The sequence below is a fragment of the Ensifer adhaerens genome, from assembly GCF_001270265.1.
Classification (GTDB): domain Bacteria; phylum Pseudomonadota; class Alphaproteobacteria; order Rhizobiales; family Rhizobiaceae; genus Ensifer; species Ensifer adhaerens_B.
Genome location: NZ_LGAP01000001.1, coordinates 205,496 through 223,757, shown reverse-complemented (window position 1 = coordinate 223,757; position 18,262 = coordinate 205,496). Strand labels below are relative to the sequence as shown.

Genomic DNA, 18,262 nt, shown 5'->3' with positions numbered 1-18,262 from the left:
GGACTGGCGCAGCCAACCCGCCGCTCCCTATGCCAGTCGCTTACCGTCGTTTTCAGGCGAACGCTAACGGACAGCCATCCAGTAAAGCGGCGGTCGGATATAGATTGCGATTGAGACCATTTGCGGTTGGCGGCGCCCGACGTTGGCTGCGACCACGCCATGGTGAAGCCTGCGGATCACCGAAACGCTATTTTTTTTGAAACCGATAGCTCCCGCCTGCAGGCGTCGAACCTTCACCGTGGAAACAAAAACCGCCGATTACCGCACCTGATCGAGCAGGCGCTTGCATTCGAGCAGGTCGTAAAGCGCTTCCTGAAGCAGCGCCCGGTCTTCCTTGCCAACCGAGGACGACTTGCCAAGCGAGATTTCCGGAACGTCGTCGTTGCCGCCGCCGAAAGAGAAGAAGCGGCGGCTGGCGGGTGCCTTCGCACGGCCGACGATTTGGTCCTCTTCGGAGAGACCCGCCTTCGGCGGCGGTGGTTCCTCGTTGCTCGAAGCCGCCAATGCCTCGACAGTGGCCAGGTCGCCGCTGGCGATCGCCGCAACGAACTTGTTGCCGTTGGCCTTCAGCAGCTTCTGCACGCCCTTGATGGTGTAGCCGTGGTCATAGAGCAGGTGGCGGATGCCTTTCAGCAGGTCGACATCCTCGGGGCGATAATAGCGCCGCCCCCCGCCGCGCTTCATCGGCTTGATCTGCTGGAAACGTGTTTCCCAGAAACGCAGGACATGCTGCGGCAGGTCGAGATCGTCGGCGACCTCGCTGATGGTGCGAAAAGCGTCTGGGCTTTTTTCCATTTCGTTCCCATTCCATACACGCGACTCAGGACAAGCCTCGGCCGCAATGAACCGATGTCGCGCGATGATCGCACGAATCGGCTCCATTTCAACGGCTTATGGATGGGTTTTCAACCACATTGTGGTTGCCGGCCTCCACTTACGATACGGGAGAGGCCGGCTTATGCTTGGCCTTGCGGCTCAGATGCGATTTCAGCACGCGCTGCTTCAGGACGTTGGCCGCCTTGAAGGTCATGACCCGCCGCGGCGAAATCGGTACTTCCTCGCCGGTCTTCGGGTTGCGGCCGATGCGCTCGTTCTTGTCGCGAACCTGAAAGGTCGCGAAGGAAGACAACTTCACACTCTCGCCACGCACGATTGCGTTGCATATTTCGTCAATGACGGTTTCCACCAGCTCGGCAGACTCTGTGCGCGACAGACCCACCTTGCGAAAAACCGACTCAGCCAAGTCTGCTCGTGTTACTGTTTTTCCGCTCATCTTCCCCCACCGATGTCTGGCACGCCGATCAGCGACCGAAGACTATTGCCCTTGTCAATTCCGGTCAAGCGCCTGCGTTGCTTCAGCATTTTTTACCAGCGTATCAGAACGGAGCCCCAAGTGAAGCCACCCCCCATGGCCTCGAGCAGAACGAGATCGCCTTTCTTGATCCGGCCATCGGCTGCCGCGGAGTTCAGGGCCAGCGGAATGGAGGCGGCAGAGGTGTTGCCATGGAGATCGACGGTTACCACAACCTTATCGAGCGGGATGCCGAGTTTCTTGGCCGAGCCATCGATGATTCGACGGTTGGCCTGGTGCGGCACCAACCAATCGATGTCCTCGGCCGTCGTTCCCGTTGCCTCGAAGGCCGCCTCGATCACGTCGGTGATCATGCCGACTGCGTGCTTGAAAACCTCGCGGCCCTCCATCTTGAGATGGCCGACAGTGCCCGTCGTCGACGGTCCGCCATCGACATAGAGTTTTTCGCGATGCGCACCATCGGAGCGCAGCTTGGCGGTGAGCACGCCCCGATCGGCAATCGTGCCCTCGCCTTCCTGCGCTTCCAGGATGATCGCGCCGGCGCCATCGCCGAAGAGGACGCAGGTCGTCCGATCAGACCAATCGAGAATACGCGAGAAGGTCTCAGCGCCGATCACCAGCACACGTCTTGCCAGGCCACCGCGGATATAGGCGTCCGCCGTCGTCACCGCATAGATGAAGCCGGAACAGACGGCCTGCAAATCGAAGGCAGCGCCGTGGTGCATGCCGAGCCGGTTCTGAATGTTGACAGCGGTTGCCGGAAACGTGTTGTCAGGGGTCGACGTCGCCAGGATGATCAGGTCGAGATCAGCGGCTGTCAGGCCGGCACTGTCGAGTGCTGCGCGTGCGGCAGCTTCGCCGAGCGAGGCCGTCGTTTCGCCTTCGCCGGCGATGTGGCGCTGACGGATGCCGGTGCGCTGCACGATCCACTCGTCTGACGTATCGACCTTGGATTCCAGCTCCTGATTGGTGACAACGCGCTTCGGCAACGCTGCGCCGAAGCCGCGGACGACAGAACGGATCATTTATTCAAACCTCATCATTCATGCCGGCGGGAAGCGCGCTCGGCGGCTCGGCGCCGTGGTACTTCGCCAGATCGATTTCGATCTTCGCCTTCAGGCCATTTTTCACCATGTCGTAGCCGACGTCGATCGCGGCCGCAAAGCCCTCGCCATCGGCGCCACCATGGCTCTTGATCACGACACCATTGAGGCCGAGAAAGACACCACCATTGACCTTGCGCGGGTCCATCTTTTCGCGCAGGCGATCGAAGGCACCCTTGGCCAGGATGTAGCCGATCTTGGCCATCAGCGTACGCGACATGGCCGCGCGGAGATATTCGGCAATCTGTCGCGCCGTTCCTTCGGCGGCCTTGAGCGCTATGTTGCCGGAGAAGCCCTCGGTGACCACCACATCGACGGTGCCGCGCCCGATATCGTCACCTTCAACGAAGCCGTAATAGTCGAAGCCTTCGATATTGGCGTCCCGGATGAGACGCCCGGCTTCCTTGACTTCCTCCTGGCCCTTGATCTCTTCGACGCCGACATTGAGCAAGCCGACGGTCGGGCGTTCGATCTCGAACAGCGCTCGCGCCATGGCGCCGCCCATCAACGCAAAATCCATAAGCTGCTGCGCATCGGCACCGATGGTGGCGCCGACATCAAGCACGATGCTCTCGCCCTTCAGCGTCGGCCAGATCGCGGCGATCGCCGGGCGCTGGATGCCCTGCATCGTGCGCAGACAGAAGACCGACATGGCCATCAGCGCGCCGGTATTGCCGGCCGACACGACGACGTCGGCTTCGCCGGCGTTGATCGCATCGATCGCCCGCCACATGCTCGACTTGCCGCGGCCGCGCCTCAGCGCCTGGCTCGGCTTCTCATCCATGCCGACGGCGATCTCGCAATCGTGGAAAGTGCTGTTGGCCTTGAGCTTGGGATGTTTGGCCAAGATATCAGCGCACTGCGCTTCTATGCCGAACAGGACAAACCTTATGTCCGGATGACGTTCAAGCGCCCTTGCGGCGCCCGGGATGACGACTTCAGGACCATAGTCGCCGCCCATCACGTCAAGAGAAATTCTGACCACGCGTGTCTTATCCTTTTTTCCTGCCACACAACACGTGCTGCCGTGGCGCACGCATTCGAACGCAACGGCGATACATATTGCTTCTGACGCTTGAGCCAGGCGCGCGGCAGATCGCTGCGGCGGCTCATTTGGCCGGAGTCGGGCCAAAATACTGCTTTTCGTCCGCGTGACAACCGAATTGTAGGGGAGGCTTTGGCCGCCTCAGTCCTTTTTCCAGTCCTTCAGCGCTGCAAACGGGTTCGGCTTCTCGTCGTCCGCCGCCGTGCTTTCGATGCGCGCACCGAAAGTCACGCCCGGTTTACGCGGATAGGGCTCGATCGCCAGCGCCACATGCTCGCTGACGACGACACCGGCATCGATCGTGTCGCCGATAAAGGTATCGGGGATATCGGGGCCGTCGGGGCTGAGAATCATCTCGCCGCCATCGTTGCTGGCCTGGCGGGCGAGCCTCGATCCCTCCGGTACGAAGATAGCGTCGACAGGCTCTCGGATATCCGCCTCGACGGGCTCGAGGGTCACGACGCAGGACTGTACGATCCGGGCGGTAACGTCGCCCTTGATCTTGACACCATCCTTCTTCCAGCGCGCGATCTGCAGATCCGCTGAAAGCGAAACGACTTCGCGCACATCCCACAGTTCGGCGAGCGCTCGCCGCTCGCTCTCGTTTGCCGAGAGATGCACGGTCACGGCATTGGCGGAGATATGCCCGACCTTCACCGGGTAGGAGAATGCCGGCCGGCTTTCGTCTTTCATGATCAGATCCTTCCTCGCGCGGGCGCCGCTGACGGCGCGCTCTTCGCGGATAGTCCGCGCGCCGGGTTGGCACGCGCGCGGCATCGATGGCCGTCTATTACTCTCCGGCGGCGGGGATGCGCAACTGGCCCGTTTCGACAACGTCTTCCGGTTCAGCCGCGAGCCGTTCCTCAACGGAGAGGAGATAGGTCGCCAGGCCATCCATCGCCGGCTCCCCGCCATCGCCCTTCGGATAGAAGTTACGCTTCAGCGCCGCAGCAAGTGCGGCCGCGTCCCTGCTTTCGAGCGCCGCCGCATAGGATTCAAGCCGGCCGTAGAACATGCCGGCGAGCTTCTTCATCTTCTTCGGCACGCCCGCGTCACCGACGCCGAGCTCGCGGATCGAATGGTCGACATCCTCGAAGAAGGCATCGACAATCTCCTGGGCGATCTCCTGGCCAGCGCGCGCCGATCCGCGCGTGCGCCGGAAATAAAGGATCAGCACGGCCGACAGCATCTCGAAACGCCCCATCACCGTGTCGGGCACGTCGAGGTCGGTGTAGAGGTACGGCTGACGCGCCGCCGAGGTCAACAATGCATATTGCCGTTCGACAATCGCAATATTGCCGCTTTTTCTTTTGAACAGTCCAAAAATCATCACAAAGCCCAGCTTTGGCTTTCTCGAAATGCGCGCAAGCGCCCATGACGTTGTTGCATGATAGCCGAAGCTGGTTTACCGAAGCATGCACGAATTGCAATGGCGGATCTGCCATCGTTACTCCAAAGGGAGCTGTCGTTGACGAAGCGGTTTTTCAGAACAAATTTGAAGGTCCTTGGCCGAGCTGCGGCCGTAGCGACTGTTAGCACCATTGCTCTCTCCGCCTGCCAGTCCGCTAATGTCGGTGAAGTTCTCCACCAGGGTTATGTGGTTGATCAGGAAACGCTAAATCTCGTTCCGGTCGGCTCCAGCCGTGAACAGGTCATGCTTTCGCTCGGCACGCCGTCGACGACCGCGACCTTCGACAACGAGGTATTCTACTACATATCGCAGACCCGCAAACGGCCCGTGGCGTTCATGAAGCCGCAGCTCGTCGACCAGTCGATCCTTGCCGTCTATTTCGACAAGGAAGGCACGGTCAGCCAGCTCGCGCACTATACGCTGAAGGACGGCAAGGTCTTTGACATGCTGACCCGCACGACGCCGACTGGCGGCAAGGAAACGAGCTTCCTTGGCCAGTTGCTGACCGGCCCCGGCGCTGGGCAGGCTGCAGCGCGAAGCCTGTTCAAGGACTTCGGCAACTAAATTCACCCCATCGCAAAGAGAAGGCCCGCGGAACGATGTTCCGCGGGCCTTCTGCGTTTCGGGGATAAAGATCAGGCGAGGACGGCCAGAAGCAGCAGCGCCACGATGTTGGTGATCTTGATCGCCGGGTTCACCGCGGGGCCGGCCGTATCCTTGTAGGGATCGCCGACGGTGTCGCCGGTCACCGACGCCTTGTGGGCATCGGAGCCCTTGAGATGCCGGCTGCCGTTCTTGTCGACGAAACCATCTTCGAAGCTCTTTTTGGCGTTGTCCCAGGCACCGCCGCCCGAGGTCATCGAGATCGCCACGAACAGGCCGTTGACGATGACGCCGAGCAACGACGCGCCCAGTGCCGCGAAGGCGGATGCCTTGGAGCCGGACAGCAGCAGCACGCCGAAATAGACGACGAGCGGCGCCAAAACCGGCAGCAGCGAAGGGACAATCATCTCACGGATCGCCGCCTTGGTGAGCAGGTCGACGGCGCGACCGTAGTCAGGCTTCTCCGTGCCTGCCATGATGCCGGGCTTTTCGCGAAACTGGCGACGCACTTCTTCGACGATCGACCCTGCCGCACGGCCGACGGCCGTCATCGCGATGCCGCCGAAGAGATACGGAATGAGGCCACCGAAGATCAGTCCGGCAACGACATAAGGGTTCGACAGATCGAAAGAGATCTGACCGACATCGGCGAAGTACGGATACTTGTCGCCATTGGCGGCGAAGTAGCGGAGGTCGTTGGCGTAGGCTGCAAACAGAACCAGTGCGCCGAGGCCGGCCGAGCCGATGGCATAGCCCTTGGTCACGGCCTTCGTCGTGTTGCCGACGGCATCGAGCGCATCGGTCGACTTGCGCACTTCCGGTGGCAGGTGCGACATCTCTGCGATGCCGCCGGCATTATCCGTCACCGGACCGAAGGCGTCGAGTGCCACAATCATGCCGGCAAGGCCGAGCATCGCGGTCACGGCTATACCCGTGCCGAACAGGCCGGCGAGCTGATAGGTCGCAATGATACCGCCGACGATGACGATTGCCGGCAGCGCCGTCGACTCCAGCGAGACAGCAAGCCCCTGGATCACGTTCGTGCCGTGACCGGTGACCGACGCCTGCGCGATGGAATTCACCGGGCGCTTGTTGGTGCCGGTGTAATATTCGGTGATGACCACGATCAGTGCCGTGACCACCAGGCCGAGAATACCGCACAGGAACAGGTTCCAGCCGGTGACGTCCTGGCCCGCGACCGTGCCGATCGAGCCCCAGCCGATCGTCAACGATGTGGCAGCACCCAGCCCGAAGATCGACAGCACACCGGTGACGATCAGGCCTCGGTAGAGTGCACCCATGATCGAGTTGTTGCTGCCGAGCTTGACGAAGAAGGTGCCGATGATCGAGGTGATGATGCAGGTCGCGCAAATCGCCAGGGGATAGGCCATGACGGTCGAGAGCACTGGCGTGCCGGCAAAGAAGATCGCGGCCAGCACCATGGTTGCGACCACCGAGACGGCGTAGGTTTCGAACAGGTCGGCCGCCATGCCGGCGCAGTCGCCGACGTTGTCGCCAACGTTGTCGGCGATGGTCGCGGGGTTGCGCGGATCGTCTTCCGGAATCCCGGCTTCCACCTTGCCGACAAGGTCGCCACCGACGTCAGCACCCTTGGTGAAGATGCCGCCGCCGAGACGGGCGAAGATCGAGATCAGCGATGCGCCGAAGCCGAGCGCCACCAGCGCGTCGATCACTTCACGCGAACCGGGCTCGTGCCCCAGCCCCGCTGTCAGGAACAAGTAGTAGACCGACACGCCGAGCAGGGCGAGGCCCGCGACGAGAAGGCCGGTGATCGCGCCGGATTTGAAGGCGATATCGAGACCGGATGCCAGGCTGACCGAAGCGGCCTGCGCAGTGCGCACGTTCGCGCGAACGGAAACGTGCATGCCGATGAACCCTGCTGCACCCGAAAGCACGGCACCGACGAGAAAGCCGAAAGCGGCTGCGGAAGAAAGAAGAACCCAGGCACCGATGAAAACGACGACGCCGACGATGGCAATGGTTCTGTATTGACGCGTGAGATAGGCCTGCGCCCCTTCACGAATGTAGCCTGCGATTTCTTGCATGCGGGCGTTCCCCTGGTCGGCGGCCAGCACCGACTGTGTTGCCCAGATGGCATAAGCCACCGCGAGCAACCCGCATGCGATAACGCCCAACAAAATGGTCATTTCGCATTACCCTCCGTTTCAACCCGCGGACTCACTCCCGGCCGCAGGCCCCTCAATCCGCGAATCACGCACCACCTCCTCAAGCAGCACCCCTCACGGCGCGGCCAGAGTGCGGTTGCAACGAAAGATCGTCAAGCCCCGGAAAACTAGCTACCGGCGGGCCTTTACGGGTGGAGGATTTTGGCAGCAGCGGCCGTTCAGCCCGCAGTGCGGGGGCGGCGACGCATCAGGGAAAAGAGCAGGACAAGGCAGACGGTCGTCACCGGCCAGACGACCGCGTTCAGCATGTCCCAGCCATAGACCGAGAGAACCTTGCCCGAGGCAAAGGACGACAGCGCGACAGTGGTAAACAGGATGATGTCGTGGAAGGCCTGAACCTTGTCGGCCTCCTGAGGGCGGTAGCTACCGGCAACGATAGCGGTCGAACCGATGAAGCCGAAATTCCAACCCAGACCGAGAAGCACCAGGGCGCCCCAGAAGTTCCAGAGTTCCAGGCCCATGTGTGCAACAGCGGCGCATGCCATGAGCAGCAGCAGCCCGCAGGCGACGATGCGCTCCGCGCCGAAGCGCGTGATCAGCCACCCTGTAAAGAAGCTTGGCGCGAACATTGCGAGCACGTGCCACTGGATGCCGAGCGTCGCAAGCTCGGTGGAAAAGCCGCAGCCGACGACCATGGCGACCGGCGCACCGGTCATCATGAATGTCATCAGCGCGTAGCTCGATATGCCGCAGACCATGCCGGTGATGAAGCGTTGGCTGCGAACGATCTCACCGAGCGACCGGGCGGCCTGACCGTGATGCTCGCTGGCCACCACCCCCTGCTCCGGCAGACGCAACGGCGCGAAGAAGAATGCGGCCAGCAGGCAGATCGGCAGCAAGGCGATGAAGGCGCCGACAAAGGCAACCGGCGCGAACAGATCACCGGCGAAAATGACGATCTGCGGGCCGAGCACCGCAGAAACGATGCCCCCGCCCAGGATCCACGATATCGCCTTCGGCTTGTAGAAGGATGGCGAGGCGTCAGCGGCCGCGAAGCGCAGCTTTTGGGTAAAACCGTTGGAGGAGCCGAGCACGGAAAGACCGAAGGCAAAGAGCCAGAAGCTTTCGCGAAAGAGCGCGACTGCGGCGATCGCAGCGCCGACCGCGGCAATCCCGGTACCGACCATGAAGGCAAAGCGGCGACCAATCAAACGCGAGAGCGTCGCCACGAGGATGACGCCGAGCGCCATGCCGACGTTGTAGGCGGTCAGCGGCGCGGTCGCCAGCGACTTGTCGTCTGCAAGCAGCTGATAGCCGGCAACACCGCCGACGGCAAAACAGATCGGGCCGACGACGCCAAGGATCGCCTGCGCCGCCGTCAGAAGGAAGACGTTGCGGCGTGCTTCGCCAAGGGCAGAGCCCATGTCATCGACGGCAGCCGCAACCATGGCCGCGCTACTTCTTCGGTTCGCCGCGAACCTGCCGGGCAATCCGATCAAGAACGGCATTGACCAGCTTCGGCTCGTCGTCTCCGAAGAAAGCCTTGGCGATTTCGACATATTCCGTGACGATCACCGGAACAGGCACGTCCTTGCGCTCCAGCATCTCGAAGGTACCGGCGCGCAGGATGGCGCGAACGGTGGAATCGAGCCGCGAGAGTGCCCAGTCGTCCTGAAGCGCCGAGCCGATCAGCGGGTCGAGCTTGCGTTGATCGCGCACGACGCCTGCCACGATCGAGCGGAACCAGGAGGCATCGGCCTTCAGGTAGGTGTCGCCGTCCAGTTCCTGGCCGAGGCGGTGTGCCTCGTATTCAGCGACGACTTCCAGCACGCCGGTGCCGCCGATATCCATCTGGTAAAGCGCCTGCACGGCAGCAAGGCGCGCCGCGCCGCGTTGGTTGACCTGCTTCAACGGCTGATCCGAGGGGGTGTTCGTCACTGTTCCGTGCCCAATTTCTTCTTCAGTTCTATCATGGTCAGCGCAGCGCGCGCTGCAAAGCCGCCCTTGTCGCCTTCCGCCCGACGCGCACGCGCCCAGGCCTGATCGTCGTTTTCGACCGTCAAGATGCCGTTGCCGATGGCAAGGCTTTCACTGACGGCGAGGTCCATGATCGCGCGCGAGGATTCGTTCGCGACGATATCGAAATGATAGGTCTCGCCGCGAATGACCATGCCGAGCGCGACGAAGCCGTCATACGCGGTGCCGCCATCGTCCGCGCCATCGAGCGCCATGGCGATTGCCGGCGGGATTTCGAGGGCACCGGGAACCGTCACGATATCATAGGTCGCTCCGGCTGCATCCAGCGCATGTTTGGCGCCATCGAGCAATGCGTCGGCCATATCGTCATAGAAGCGTGCTTCCACAATCAGGATGTGGGCAGCCTTGGTCTTCGCCATGGATCACCTGTCTTGAGATTTCCGCGCCGGTGCGACCGGCTGAGGCGGCGGTCAAACCATGACCGGCGTCGAATGGCAAGCAAATTCCGCTGTTGGCGCCCTTTTGCCGCGTGAGGCACCCTTTGCACCCTACTCGCTCCAGGCGGCGTGGAACGCTTGTGTCACGCTTGAGGGGGTAGCCAGGCGTTGCCGACAATGACAATAATCAAGTCGCGTACAACGCCTGGTCGGAGAGAAAGCCGGCCCGGACAATGGAAATCAAGCGAAGGTTGTCCCTGATGCATGATGTCGATCCGTCGATATCTATACGCCTGCCCCGCATGCCTCAGGCCGTCGTCTTCGACATGGACGGCCTGTTGTTCGATACCGAGGCACTCTATCGCGACGCGATACTTGCGACTGCAAAGGTGCTCGGGCAGACCATGCCGCTGTCGCTTTATCTCGCGACGATAGGTCTTCCAGGGGAAGCAACGCGACAATCTCTGAGCAAGCACTTCGGAACAGACTTCGATCTCGACCGGTTCTGGGAACAGGCGGCGGCCACCTTTCATATTCTGGCAACGACCGAACTGCGGTTGAAACCCGGCGTGGTCGAACTCATCGGCTCACTGGAAGACCTCGACATTCCCTTTGCGATCGCGACATCGTCCCGGCATCACGATGTCGAGCGAAACCTCGGCCTCCATGGATTGCTCGACCGCTTCCCTGTCGTCGTCGCCCACGGCGACTATCAACTGGGCAAGCCGCATCCCGAGCCTTTCCTGACTGCTGCCCGGCGGCTCGATATCGCGCCTGCGCTGTGCCTGGCGCTTGAGGACAGCCATAACGGCGTGCGCTCGGCATCATCGGCGGGCATGATGACGATCATGGTGCCGGATCTGCTCGTGGCAACCGAGGAGATCCGCGCTCTTTGCGTCAGCGTCGCCAGCCACCTCGGCGAGGTACGCCACGCCCTCCTACACCATTCGCGAGGCGCCCATGCCCCTGCCTGACGGCCGCATTGTCATGCGCCTTGACCCATCAATCGAATGCAACAACGCCCCCGGGAATGGATGGCCGCCGCCCGACACCTGACCGATTGTCGGTTGACCAAAAATCAATCGCGCGACACGGATGACCAGCAAAGGTCGCTCCGTGCGACGACGATAGCGCCAGGGAGGAATACATGGCGAACACCAACAAACCCATCGTCAACCCAAGGGACCTCGCTCTCGACCATTGGTCCGAAGGCTCATTCTTTGAGTCATGCGACACCTCTTTCGGCGGACAGCTCGGCCTGAAAGATCTCGGCGTCGGATATGGCGAAGTGCCACCGGGAAAGTCCGGTTGCCCCTTCCACAATCACCATGTCGAAGAAGAGCTGTTCATCATCCTCGAAGGTGAAGGCACCTATCGGTTCGGGTCGGAGCGTTACGCCGTTGGGCCGGGCGACATTCTGGGTGCGCCAGCGGGCGGGCCGGAGACGGCCCATCACCTGATCAATACCGGGACCGTGCCGCTCAAATACATCTCGATCTCGACGATGGCCGCGACCGAGATCTGCGAATATCCGGATTCCGGCAAATTTCTCGCAAAGACACGCACGGCCCCGGGCGAAAGACGCTTCCGGTTCGTCGGGCGGACCGAGAGTGCCGTCGACTACTGGGACGGCGAGCCCGGTATCTGATCATCCCATCTTCCAAACAATAGCAGCGGATAAAAGATGCACAGTGTTCCTATCATCGAGACCGAACGCCTGGTCCTGCGCCCCTATCGACGCGACGACTTCTCTGCCTATGCTGCCCTGTTTGCCGACAGCGAGGTAACACGTTTCGTCGGCGGCGTTCCCTATACGCGTGAGCAATCGTGGACGCGTTTCCTGCGCCAGGTCGGCATGTGGCATTATTTCGGCTTCGGCTTCTTCGCCATCCAGGATCGTGCGACCGGCACCTTTCTTGGAGAAGCAGGCTTTCACGACGTGCATCGGCTGATCACACCGTCGCTCGAAGGAACGATGGAGACCGGCTGGGCGCTTTCCCCCAAAGCGCATGGCCGCGGGCTTGCAACCGAGGCAGTCAGCGCCGCGCTCGAATGGGCCGATCGGCAGTTTCCCAAGCTGCGGAAAACCTGCATCATCGATGTCGGCAACCGTGCATCGGTCCGTGTGGCCGAAAAGCAGGGCTTCAAGGAATTCTGGCGCACGAGCTATCACGGCACGCATGTGATCATGTTTGAACGGCAGCGAACGCCGGCTAGTGCCACGGCCCGTAAGGCGCCAATGCCCGCGCATTTGGAGACGTAAACAATCCTCAATTGTCGTTTTGATGAAAACGCCATCGAAACGTCTAGATTGCAGGCAAAATTGCCTGACATCGGGTGTAGGCGAATTACGACAGGCAACACCACCCGATCAGACAAGGGAATCCAACACATTTTGCTGCGGGTAAGTCGCCCGTAATGCAGCCTGCTGACGACTGCGACACGCATCTCAGCAGGCCTCCCGGAAACCCGCATCGCGTATTGTGTTCGGGTATCAGGTTACTGGTCACTGCGCCGCAGACAACCAAGGAGCTTGATCATGAATCGCATTGCAAAGCTATCAGTCATTGCTGCGCTCTCGTCCCTCGCCTTCGCAGCTATACCGCACGCTCAGGACGCCAAAATGGAATGGCCGGCTGAAATCGAGAAGACGGTGCGCGACTTCAAGGGGGACAAGTTCACCATCGTCGATATTTCCACGCTGAGCGAGCAAGATCAGACCCGCCTGTGGGTCGAGCGTGCTTCGGCCGAGCAACGCGCAGCCCTGCAAGCTGCGGTCAACAGCAACGCGGAACTGGCCGCGCAGCTAAAGGCCAAGAACATCGAAATGGGTAATATAGGAGGCGCTCAGCAGGGTGCCGACGGAAGCCTCACCATCTACATGCGTTGAATACGCGCGTAGTCAGCGAATAAGAAGCGCACCATCTCCACACCGGAGATGGTGCACTTAGTCGGCTTCTGGCGGCGGCGGCCGTCTATTCGGCCTTCGGGGCCGGAAACTCCGCAAGGCGAGCGGCGTAGCGCGCCATCGTATCGACTTCGAAGTTGACGAAATCACCAGCCTGGCGCTCGCCCCAGGTCGTGACCTCAAGCGAATGCCGGATCAAGAGCACGTCGAACTCGGCGCCGTCGACCTTGTTGACCGTCAGAGAAGTGCCGTCGAGCGCGACGGATCCCTTCGGCGCAACGAACTTTGCCAGATGTGTCGGCGCGCGCAGACGGAACCGCACCGCGTCCCCTTCGGATTCGACCGAGAGAATCTCCGCCTTGTCGTCGATATGGCCGGAAACGAGATGGCCGCCGAGTTCATCGCCGATCTTCAGCGACCGTTCGAGGTTGATGCGCGTGCCCTTTTTCCAGCCGGCGATGGTCGTCAGCCGCAGCGCCTCCTCCCACGCCTCGACCTCGAACCAGCGCTCGTTGCTGCCGCCGTCCGGCAAAGCCGTGACCGTCAGGCAAACGCCGGAATGGGCAATGGAGGCACCCATGTCGATGGTCGTCGGGTCGTAATTGGTGGCGACGCGCAGCTTCACGCCTTCCTTCAGCGGCGTAACCGCATCAACGGTACCGATATCAGTGACAATGCCTGTGAACATCAGTTCTCTCTTTCGTATTCTTCGAAAAGGTCGTCGCCGTATCGCGCGGAATTGACGAGCGTGAAGCCGGCGGGCACGGACTTCCGGTCAAATGGGGATGCGATGCCGTTTTCGCCAATGCTTCCGGGGCCGGTGTAGATCTGAATGCGATCGACGAGCCCAGCCTCCAGGAAGGCACGCGCGGTAACCGCACCACCCTCGACAAGCAGCGAGGAAATACCGCGCGAGCCGAGCGCCGTGAGCAGATCGGCAACCGTTCCGGTTTCCAACACCTCGACACCGGCAGCCTCAAGCGCCGCGCGGCGGGCGGCCCGGTCGCCGGCCGGCTCCAATTCCGATTGCGCCGACGGCTCGCCTGACACGACAATCACCGAGACCTGGCGTGCCGACTGCGCGAGCTTTGATCTGGGCGAAAGGTCCAGCCGCCGATCGAGGACGATGCGGATGGGCGAGCGGTCCTCCAGTCCAGGCAGACGCACGGTCAGTTCCGGGTCATCGGCAGTCGCCGTACCTATGCCCACCAGGATCGCATCGGTTTGCGCCCTGAGGATCTGGACCTGCGCCCTCGAAATCGGGCCGGTGATGCGAACCTGCCCGGCGCCCATACGTCCGATCATGCCGTCGGCGGAAACCGCAAGTTTGAGAGTCACATGCGGGCGCTTGCTGACCTGCCGCATGAGATAGGCTTCGAGCGCGCGATGCCCCTCCTCCTGCAGAACACCAATATCGACCGTGATTCCGGCATCACGCAAACGCACGACGCCGCGGCCGGCAACGCGTTTGTCCGGATCGAGAATCGAAATAACCACGCGGGCAACGCCGGAGGTAACCAGCGCATCGGCGCAGGGCGGCGTCTTGCCGTGGTGCGAACAGGGTTCGAGCGTGACATAGGCAGTCGCGCCCCGTGCCCGCTCGCCGGCTTCGGCGAGCGCCTGCGCCTCCGCATGCGGGCGACCGCTTCTGGCGGTCACGGCACGTCCGACGACAATACCGTCCTGAACGATCAGGCAGGCGACGGAAGGGTTCGTGGATGTCTGTCCGATATGATGGCGTGCCAGCCGCAGCGCCGCCGCCATGAACCTCTCGTCCTTTCGGGTGGGGTTGGCCATGGCGATCCGCACGCTTTCCTATTCGCCGGGGTCGCGCGCAATCTTGGCGCTGATCTCGGCGATGACCTTCTCGAAATCTTCGGCGTGGGAGAAATCCCGATAGACCGATGCGTAACGCACGAACGCAACGTCGTCGAGGCTCTTCAGCGCTTCAAGCACCTGCAGGCCGATCTCTTCCGAAGGGATTTCGGTCTCGCCGGAGCTTTCGAGCCGCCGCACGATGCCGGAAACCGCCCGCTCGATGCGGTCGCGGTCGACCGGGCGCTTTCTCAGTGCGATCTCGAAAGACCGCAGCAACTTATCCCGGTCGAAAGGCACCTTCCGACCGGTCTTCTTGATGATCATCAGCTCACGCAGCTGCACCCGCTCGAAGGTCGTGAAGCGACCGCCGCAATCCGGGCAGATACGGCGACGGCGAATGGCATTACCGTCCTCTGCCGGACGGCTGTCCTTCACCTGGCTGTCTTCGGAACCGCAATAGGGGCAGCGCATGATGAGCCGATCACATGTAGCCGTACATCGGGAAGCGGCCGGTGAGCTTCATCACCTTCTCGCGCACACCCGCTTCGACGGCAGCATTACCTTCGTCGGAGTTGGCGACCTTGAGGCCGTCGAGCACTTCGACGATCAGCTCACCGATTTCCTTGAATTCGGCTTCCCTGAAGCCGCGGGTTGTGCCGGCCGGCGTGCCGAGACGGACGCCCGACGTGACGAACGGCTTTTCCGGGTCGAACGGGATGCCGTTCTTGTTGCAGGTGACATAGGCGCGGCCGAGGGCTGCCTCGGCGCGCTTGCCGGTCGCGTTTTTCTTGCGCAGGTCGACCAGCATCAGGTGGTTGTCGGTGCCGCCGGACACGATGTCGAGACCGTTCGCCTTGAGCGTCTCGGCAAGCGTGCGGGCGTTCTTGACGACCTGGGCCGCATAGTCCTTGAAGGAAGGCTGCAGCGCTTCGCCAAAGGCAACCGCCTTGGCAGCGATGACGTGCATCAACGGGCCGCCCTGGAGACCCGGGAAGACCGCCGAGTTGATCTTCTTGGCGATATCCTCGTCATTGGTCAGGATCATGCCGCCGCGCGGACCGCGCAACGACTTGTGCGTGGTGGTCGTGGCAACGTGGCAATGGGGAACCGGCGATGGATGCTGGTCGCCGGCAACGAGGCCGGCAATGTGCGCCATGTCGACCATCAGATAGGCGCCGATTTCGTCGGCGATCTCACGGAAGCGCTTCCAGTCCCAGATGCGGGAATAGGCGGTACCACCGGCGATGATCAGCTTCGGCTTATGGTGGCGTGCCTTCTCGGCGACATCGTCCATGTCGAGCAGGTGATCGCTCTCGCGAACGCCGTAGGAAACCACGTTGAACCACTTGCCGGACATGTTGACCGGCGACCCGTGCGTCAGGTGACCGCCCGAATTGAGATCGAGACCCATGAAGGTGTCGCCCGGCTGCAGGAGCGCGAGGAAGACAGCCTGGTTCATCTGCGAGCCGGAGTTCGGCTGCACGTTGACGAACTTGGCGCCGAAGAGCTTCTTGGCGCGTTCGATCGCCAATTCCTCGGCGATATCAACGAACTGGCAGCCGCCATAGTAGCGCTTGCCCGGATAGCCCTCGGCATACTTGTTGGTCATGATCGAGCCCTGGGCTTCGAGCACGGCGCGCGAAACGATGTTCTCGGAGGCGATCAGTTCGATCTCGTGGCGCTGACGACCCAGCTCCTTTTCGATCGAGCCGAAGATTTCCGGATCGCTGTCGGCGAGAGAGCGGGTGAAGAAGGCATCATTGTTCTGTGCAAGCATCGGCGCGAGGCTCCTCTCAAAGGTGGCAGTTCTTTAGCTTCCTCGCACGGCGAGAGCAATATCCGCTGTGCGGTTTGCGTCATTTCCCCCATCTGCCGCGCCTAAACATCGCAGCCAAGGACCAACGAAAAAGCCGCGCTGCCAAGGGAAGCGCGGCTTTTTCAGATTATCGTCCCGACTTTGCTTATTGCGGCAAGGCGTCCTGCTCGACCGAACTGGAAGACTGCTCGACGCCGTAGGGCGTCTGCAGTGCCAGTTCGGTAGCGCCGTCGCGCTGATAAATGTCGTCGCGGAACTGGACGACGCCGTCCGTCGACGACCAGGCGGTGATGTAGGTGAAGAAGACCGGGACCTCTTCGGCCAGCGTGATCGGCGTGTTGACGCCGGTCTTGATCGTCGCTTCCATCTGCTGGCGCGACCAGCCGGGCGTTTCCTTCAAAAGCCAGCTCGAGAGGTCGCGAACGTTCTGGACGCGGACGCAGCCGGACGATTCGAAACGCATCAGCTTGTTGAACAGACCCTGCTGCGGCGTGTCGTGCATGTAGACCTGGTGCTCGTTGTGGAAGTTGATCTTCGTCGACGACATCGCGTTGATCTTGCCCGGATCCTGACGGAACATCAGGTTCGGTGCCTTCTCGGCATTCCAGTCGACCGTCTCCGGCGACACTTCGCCACCACTGCCGTCGAACAGGCGAATGGCGTTGCGCTTCAGGTAGGTCGGATCCTTGCGCATCAGCGGCATGATATCCTTCTGGATGATCGAGCGCGGCGCGGTCCAATAGGGGTTGAGGATGACCTCGTAGATCTTGGAGTTGAGGATCGGCGACTGACGGTCGATCTTACCGACGATGGCGGTGTGACGCAGCGCGACGCGGCCGTTCTCCACAGCTTCGATATAGGCGGCCGGAATGTTGACCATCACATAGCGGCGGCCGAGATCGCCGGACATCGACTGCAGGCGCACAAGGTTGGTCTGCAACTGGCCGAGACGGGTGGTCGCGGGAACGTTGATGGCCTTCAGCGTGTATTCGCCGATGACGCCGTCCGCCGGCAGGCCGTGGCGGGCCTGGAAGCGCTTGACTGCGCCGTCGACGTAGGAATCGAAGGACGACGAGATACCGGCCGACTGAGGCAGGTCGCCGGAAACCATCAGGCGCTGGCGCAACTGCTGCACCGAAGGATCGGTGACGCCGAGCTCGAGCTTGACGCTGGTTGCCACCATCGGCCAACCGCCCGACGAAACGATGTTCTGATAATCGAAGATCGCCTGCTGGACATGGTTGATCGTCTCCGGGCCGAAGACCGGCGTATTGGAAACGACCGTGGTCGCCGTGCGCGACGCCTTGGCGTCATACTGGTCGTCCCAAGAACCGCGGCGTGGCGAATTGATGATCTCGTTCAGGGCGTCCTGCGCGCTTGCGGCTCCCGCCCAAGCGACGGCACCGAAGGTTGCGGCCGAGCGCAGAAATGCACGGCGCGAGAATGCATCAATTCCATTCTTTTTCGACATATTCCTACCATCCCACTGCGTTGGCACGCGCCCTATGCGCAGGCACGCATGTTGCCGGAGCCCTAACACGATCGTGGTTAACAAAGGTCAACCAACGAGCCACCCTGCCCTCACATGATTTCACGATACCGCGAGCGAGGACCCTCATCCGGCAGGCGAACGCGAAACGAATCCACGTCGATGAAAACACGTGGCCGCACCTACCGCATACCCT

General features: G+C 61.7%; 20 protein-coding genes. 5 read left to right on the top strand and 15 right to left on the bottom strand.

The features are described from left to right. Positions 1 to 258: 258 nt before the first annotated feature. The 6 genes from AC244_RS01030 to AC244_RS01005 form a co-directional block, all read right to left on the bottom strand. Positions 259 to 795, bottom strand: coding sequence for a MerR family transcriptional regulator (locus AC244_RS01030; protein ID WP_053247628.1), 537 nt, complete (start codon positions 793 to 795; stop codon positions 259 to 261). Between the two features lie 139 nt (positions 796 to 934). Continuing rightward, complete coding sequence (locus tag AC244_RS01025; protein ID WP_053246999.1) at positions 935 to 1,273, bottom strand: integration host factor subunit alpha; 339 nt, start codon at positions 1,271 to 1,273, stop codon at positions 935 to 937. Positions 1,274 to 1,365: 92 nt separating this feature from the next. After that, a complete protein-coding gene (locus AC244_RS01020) occupies positions 1,366 to 2,337 on the bottom strand; it encodes a beta-ketoacyl-ACP synthase III (RefSeq protein ID WP_053246998.1) in 972 nt (323 codons plus the stop codon). A gap of 4 nt (positions 2,338 to 2,341) precedes the next feature. Beyond that, positions 2,342 to 3,400, bottom strand: coding sequence for a phosphate acyltransferase PlsX (gene plsX / locus AC244_RS01015; RefSeq protein ID WP_053246997.1), 1,059 nt, complete (start codon positions 3,398 to 3,400; stop codon positions 2,342 to 2,344). 201 nt (positions 3,401 to 3,601) lie between these two features. Then, positions 3,602 to 4,153 (bottom strand): YceD family protein, encoded by a 552-nt coding sequence (locus AC244_RS01010; protein ID WP_053247627.1) that lies wholly within the window; start codon positions 4,151 to 4,153, stop codon positions 3,602 to 3,604. A gap of 97 nt (positions 4,154 to 4,250) precedes the next feature. Then, the gene (locus tag AC244_RS01005; protein WP_053246996.1) at positions 4,251 to 4,790 is read right to left on the bottom strand and encodes a ubiquinol-cytochrome C chaperone family protein; all 540 of its coding nucleotides are present in this window, start codon (positions 4,788 to 4,790) and stop codon (positions 4,251 to 4,253) included. Positions 4,791 to 4,928: 138 nt separating this feature from the next. On the opposite strand from AC244_RS01005, the gene AC244_RS01000 reads away from it, so the two are divergent. Further along, positions 4,929 to 5,435 carry an outer membrane protein assembly factor BamE gene (locus AC244_RS01000; protein ID WP_082366698.1) on the top strand — a complete coding sequence of 169 codons (507 nt, stop codon included), beginning with the start codon at positions 4,929 to 4,931 and terminating at the stop codon, positions 5,433 to 5,435. 71 nt (positions 5,436 to 5,506) lie between these two features. On the opposite strand, the gene AC244_RS00995 is transcribed toward AC244_RS01000, so the two are convergent. The 4 genes from AC244_RS00995 to ribH form a co-directional block, all read right to left on the bottom strand. Next, entirely contained in the window at positions 5,507 to 7,642 is a 2,136-nt protein-coding gene (locus AC244_RS00995; protein ID WP_053246995.1) for a sodium-translocating pyrophosphatase, read from the bottom strand. A gap of 197 nt (positions 7,643 to 7,839) precedes the next feature. After that, on the bottom strand, positions 7,840 to 9,069 hold the full coding sequence (locus AC244_RS00990; RefSeq protein WP_053246994.1) for an MFS transporter: 1,230 nt from the start codon (positions 9,067 to 9,069) through the stop codon (positions 7,840 to 7,842). A gap of 7 nt (positions 9,070 to 9,076) precedes the next feature. After that, entirely contained in the window at positions 9,077 to 9,559 is a 483-nt protein-coding gene (gene nusB / locus AC244_RS00985) for a transcription antitermination factor NusB (RefSeq protein WP_053246993.1), read from the bottom strand. Then, the gene (gene ribH, locus AC244_RS00980; protein ID WP_053246992.1) at positions 9,556 to 10,017 is read right to left on the bottom strand and encodes a 6,7-dimethyl-8-ribityllumazine synthase; all 462 of its coding nucleotides are present in this window, start codon (positions 10,015 to 10,017) and stop codon (positions 9,556 to 9,558) included. Before ribH ends, nusB begins: the two co-directional genes overlap by 4 nt. Before the next feature lie 278 nt (positions 10,018 to 10,295). On the opposite strand from ribH, the gene AC244_RS00975 reads away from it, so the two are divergent. The 4 genes from AC244_RS00975 to AC244_RS00960 all read left to right on the top strand — a co-directional run bounded on the left by AC244_RS00975 (position 10,296) and on the right by AC244_RS00960 (position 12,925). Continuing rightward, positions 10,296 to 11,009, top strand: a complete 714-nt coding sequence (locus tag AC244_RS00975) for an HAD family hydrolase (protein ID WP_053247625.1) — start codon at positions 10,296 to 10,298, stop codon at positions 11,007 to 11,009. A 173-nt stretch (positions 11,010 to 11,182) separates the two neighbouring features. Beyond that, on the top strand, positions 11,183 to 11,683 hold the full coding sequence (locus tag AC244_RS00970; protein ID WP_053246991.1) for a cupin domain-containing protein: 501 nt from the start codon (positions 11,183 to 11,185) through the stop codon (positions 11,681 to 11,683). 36 nt (positions 11,684 to 11,719) lie between these two features. Then, on the top strand, positions 11,720 to 12,298 hold the full coding sequence (locus AC244_RS00965) for a GNAT family N-acetyltransferase (protein ID WP_053246990.1): 579 nt from the start codon (positions 11,720 to 11,722) through the stop codon (positions 12,296 to 12,298). A 276-nt stretch (positions 12,299 to 12,574) separates the two neighbouring features. Next, positions 12,575 to 12,925 carry a hypothetical protein gene (locus AC244_RS00960; protein WP_053246989.1) on the top strand — a complete coding sequence of 117 codons (351 nt, stop codon included), beginning with the start codon at positions 12,575 to 12,577 and terminating at the stop codon, positions 12,923 to 12,925. A gap of 85 nt (positions 12,926 to 13,010) precedes the next feature. On the opposite strand, the gene AC244_RS00955 is transcribed toward AC244_RS00960, so the two are convergent. From AC244_RS00955 to AC244_RS00935, 5 genes are all read right to left on the bottom strand, one after another. Continuing rightward, positions 13,011 to 13,631, bottom strand: coding sequence for a riboflavin synthase (locus tag AC244_RS00955; protein ID WP_053246988.1), 621 nt, complete (start codon positions 13,629 to 13,631; stop codon positions 13,011 to 13,013). After that, a complete protein-coding gene (gene ribD / locus AC244_RS00950; RefSeq protein ID WP_053246987.1) occupies positions 13,631 to 14,740 on the bottom strand; it encodes a bifunctional diaminohydroxyphosphoribosylaminopyrimidine deaminase/5-amino-6-(5-phosphoribosylamino)uracil reductase RibD in 1,110 nt (369 codons plus the stop codon). Before ribD ends, AC244_RS00955 begins: the two co-directional genes overlap by 1 nt. 18 nt (positions 14,741 to 14,758) lie before the next feature. Continuing rightward, positions 14,759 to 15,232: a transcriptional regulator NrdR gene (gene nrdR / locus AC244_RS00945; protein WP_003529310.1), complete on the bottom strand. Its 474-nt coding sequence runs from the start codon at positions 15,230 to 15,232 to the stop codon at positions 14,759 to 14,761. Positions 15,233 to 15,242: 10 nt separating this feature from the next. Continuing rightward, positions 15,243 to 16,538 (bottom strand): serine hydroxymethyltransferase, encoded by a 1,296-nt coding sequence (glyA, locus tag AC244_RS00940; protein WP_053246986.1) that lies wholly within the window; start codon positions 16,536 to 16,538, stop codon positions 15,243 to 15,245. 184 nt (positions 16,539 to 16,722) lie between these two features. Further along, positions 16,723 to 18,048, bottom strand: a complete 1,326-nt coding sequence (locus AC244_RS00935; RefSeq protein WP_053246985.1) for a L,D-transpeptidase family protein — start codon at positions 18,046 to 18,048, stop codon at positions 16,723 to 16,725. Positions 18,049 to 18,262: the final 214 nt, after the last annotated feature.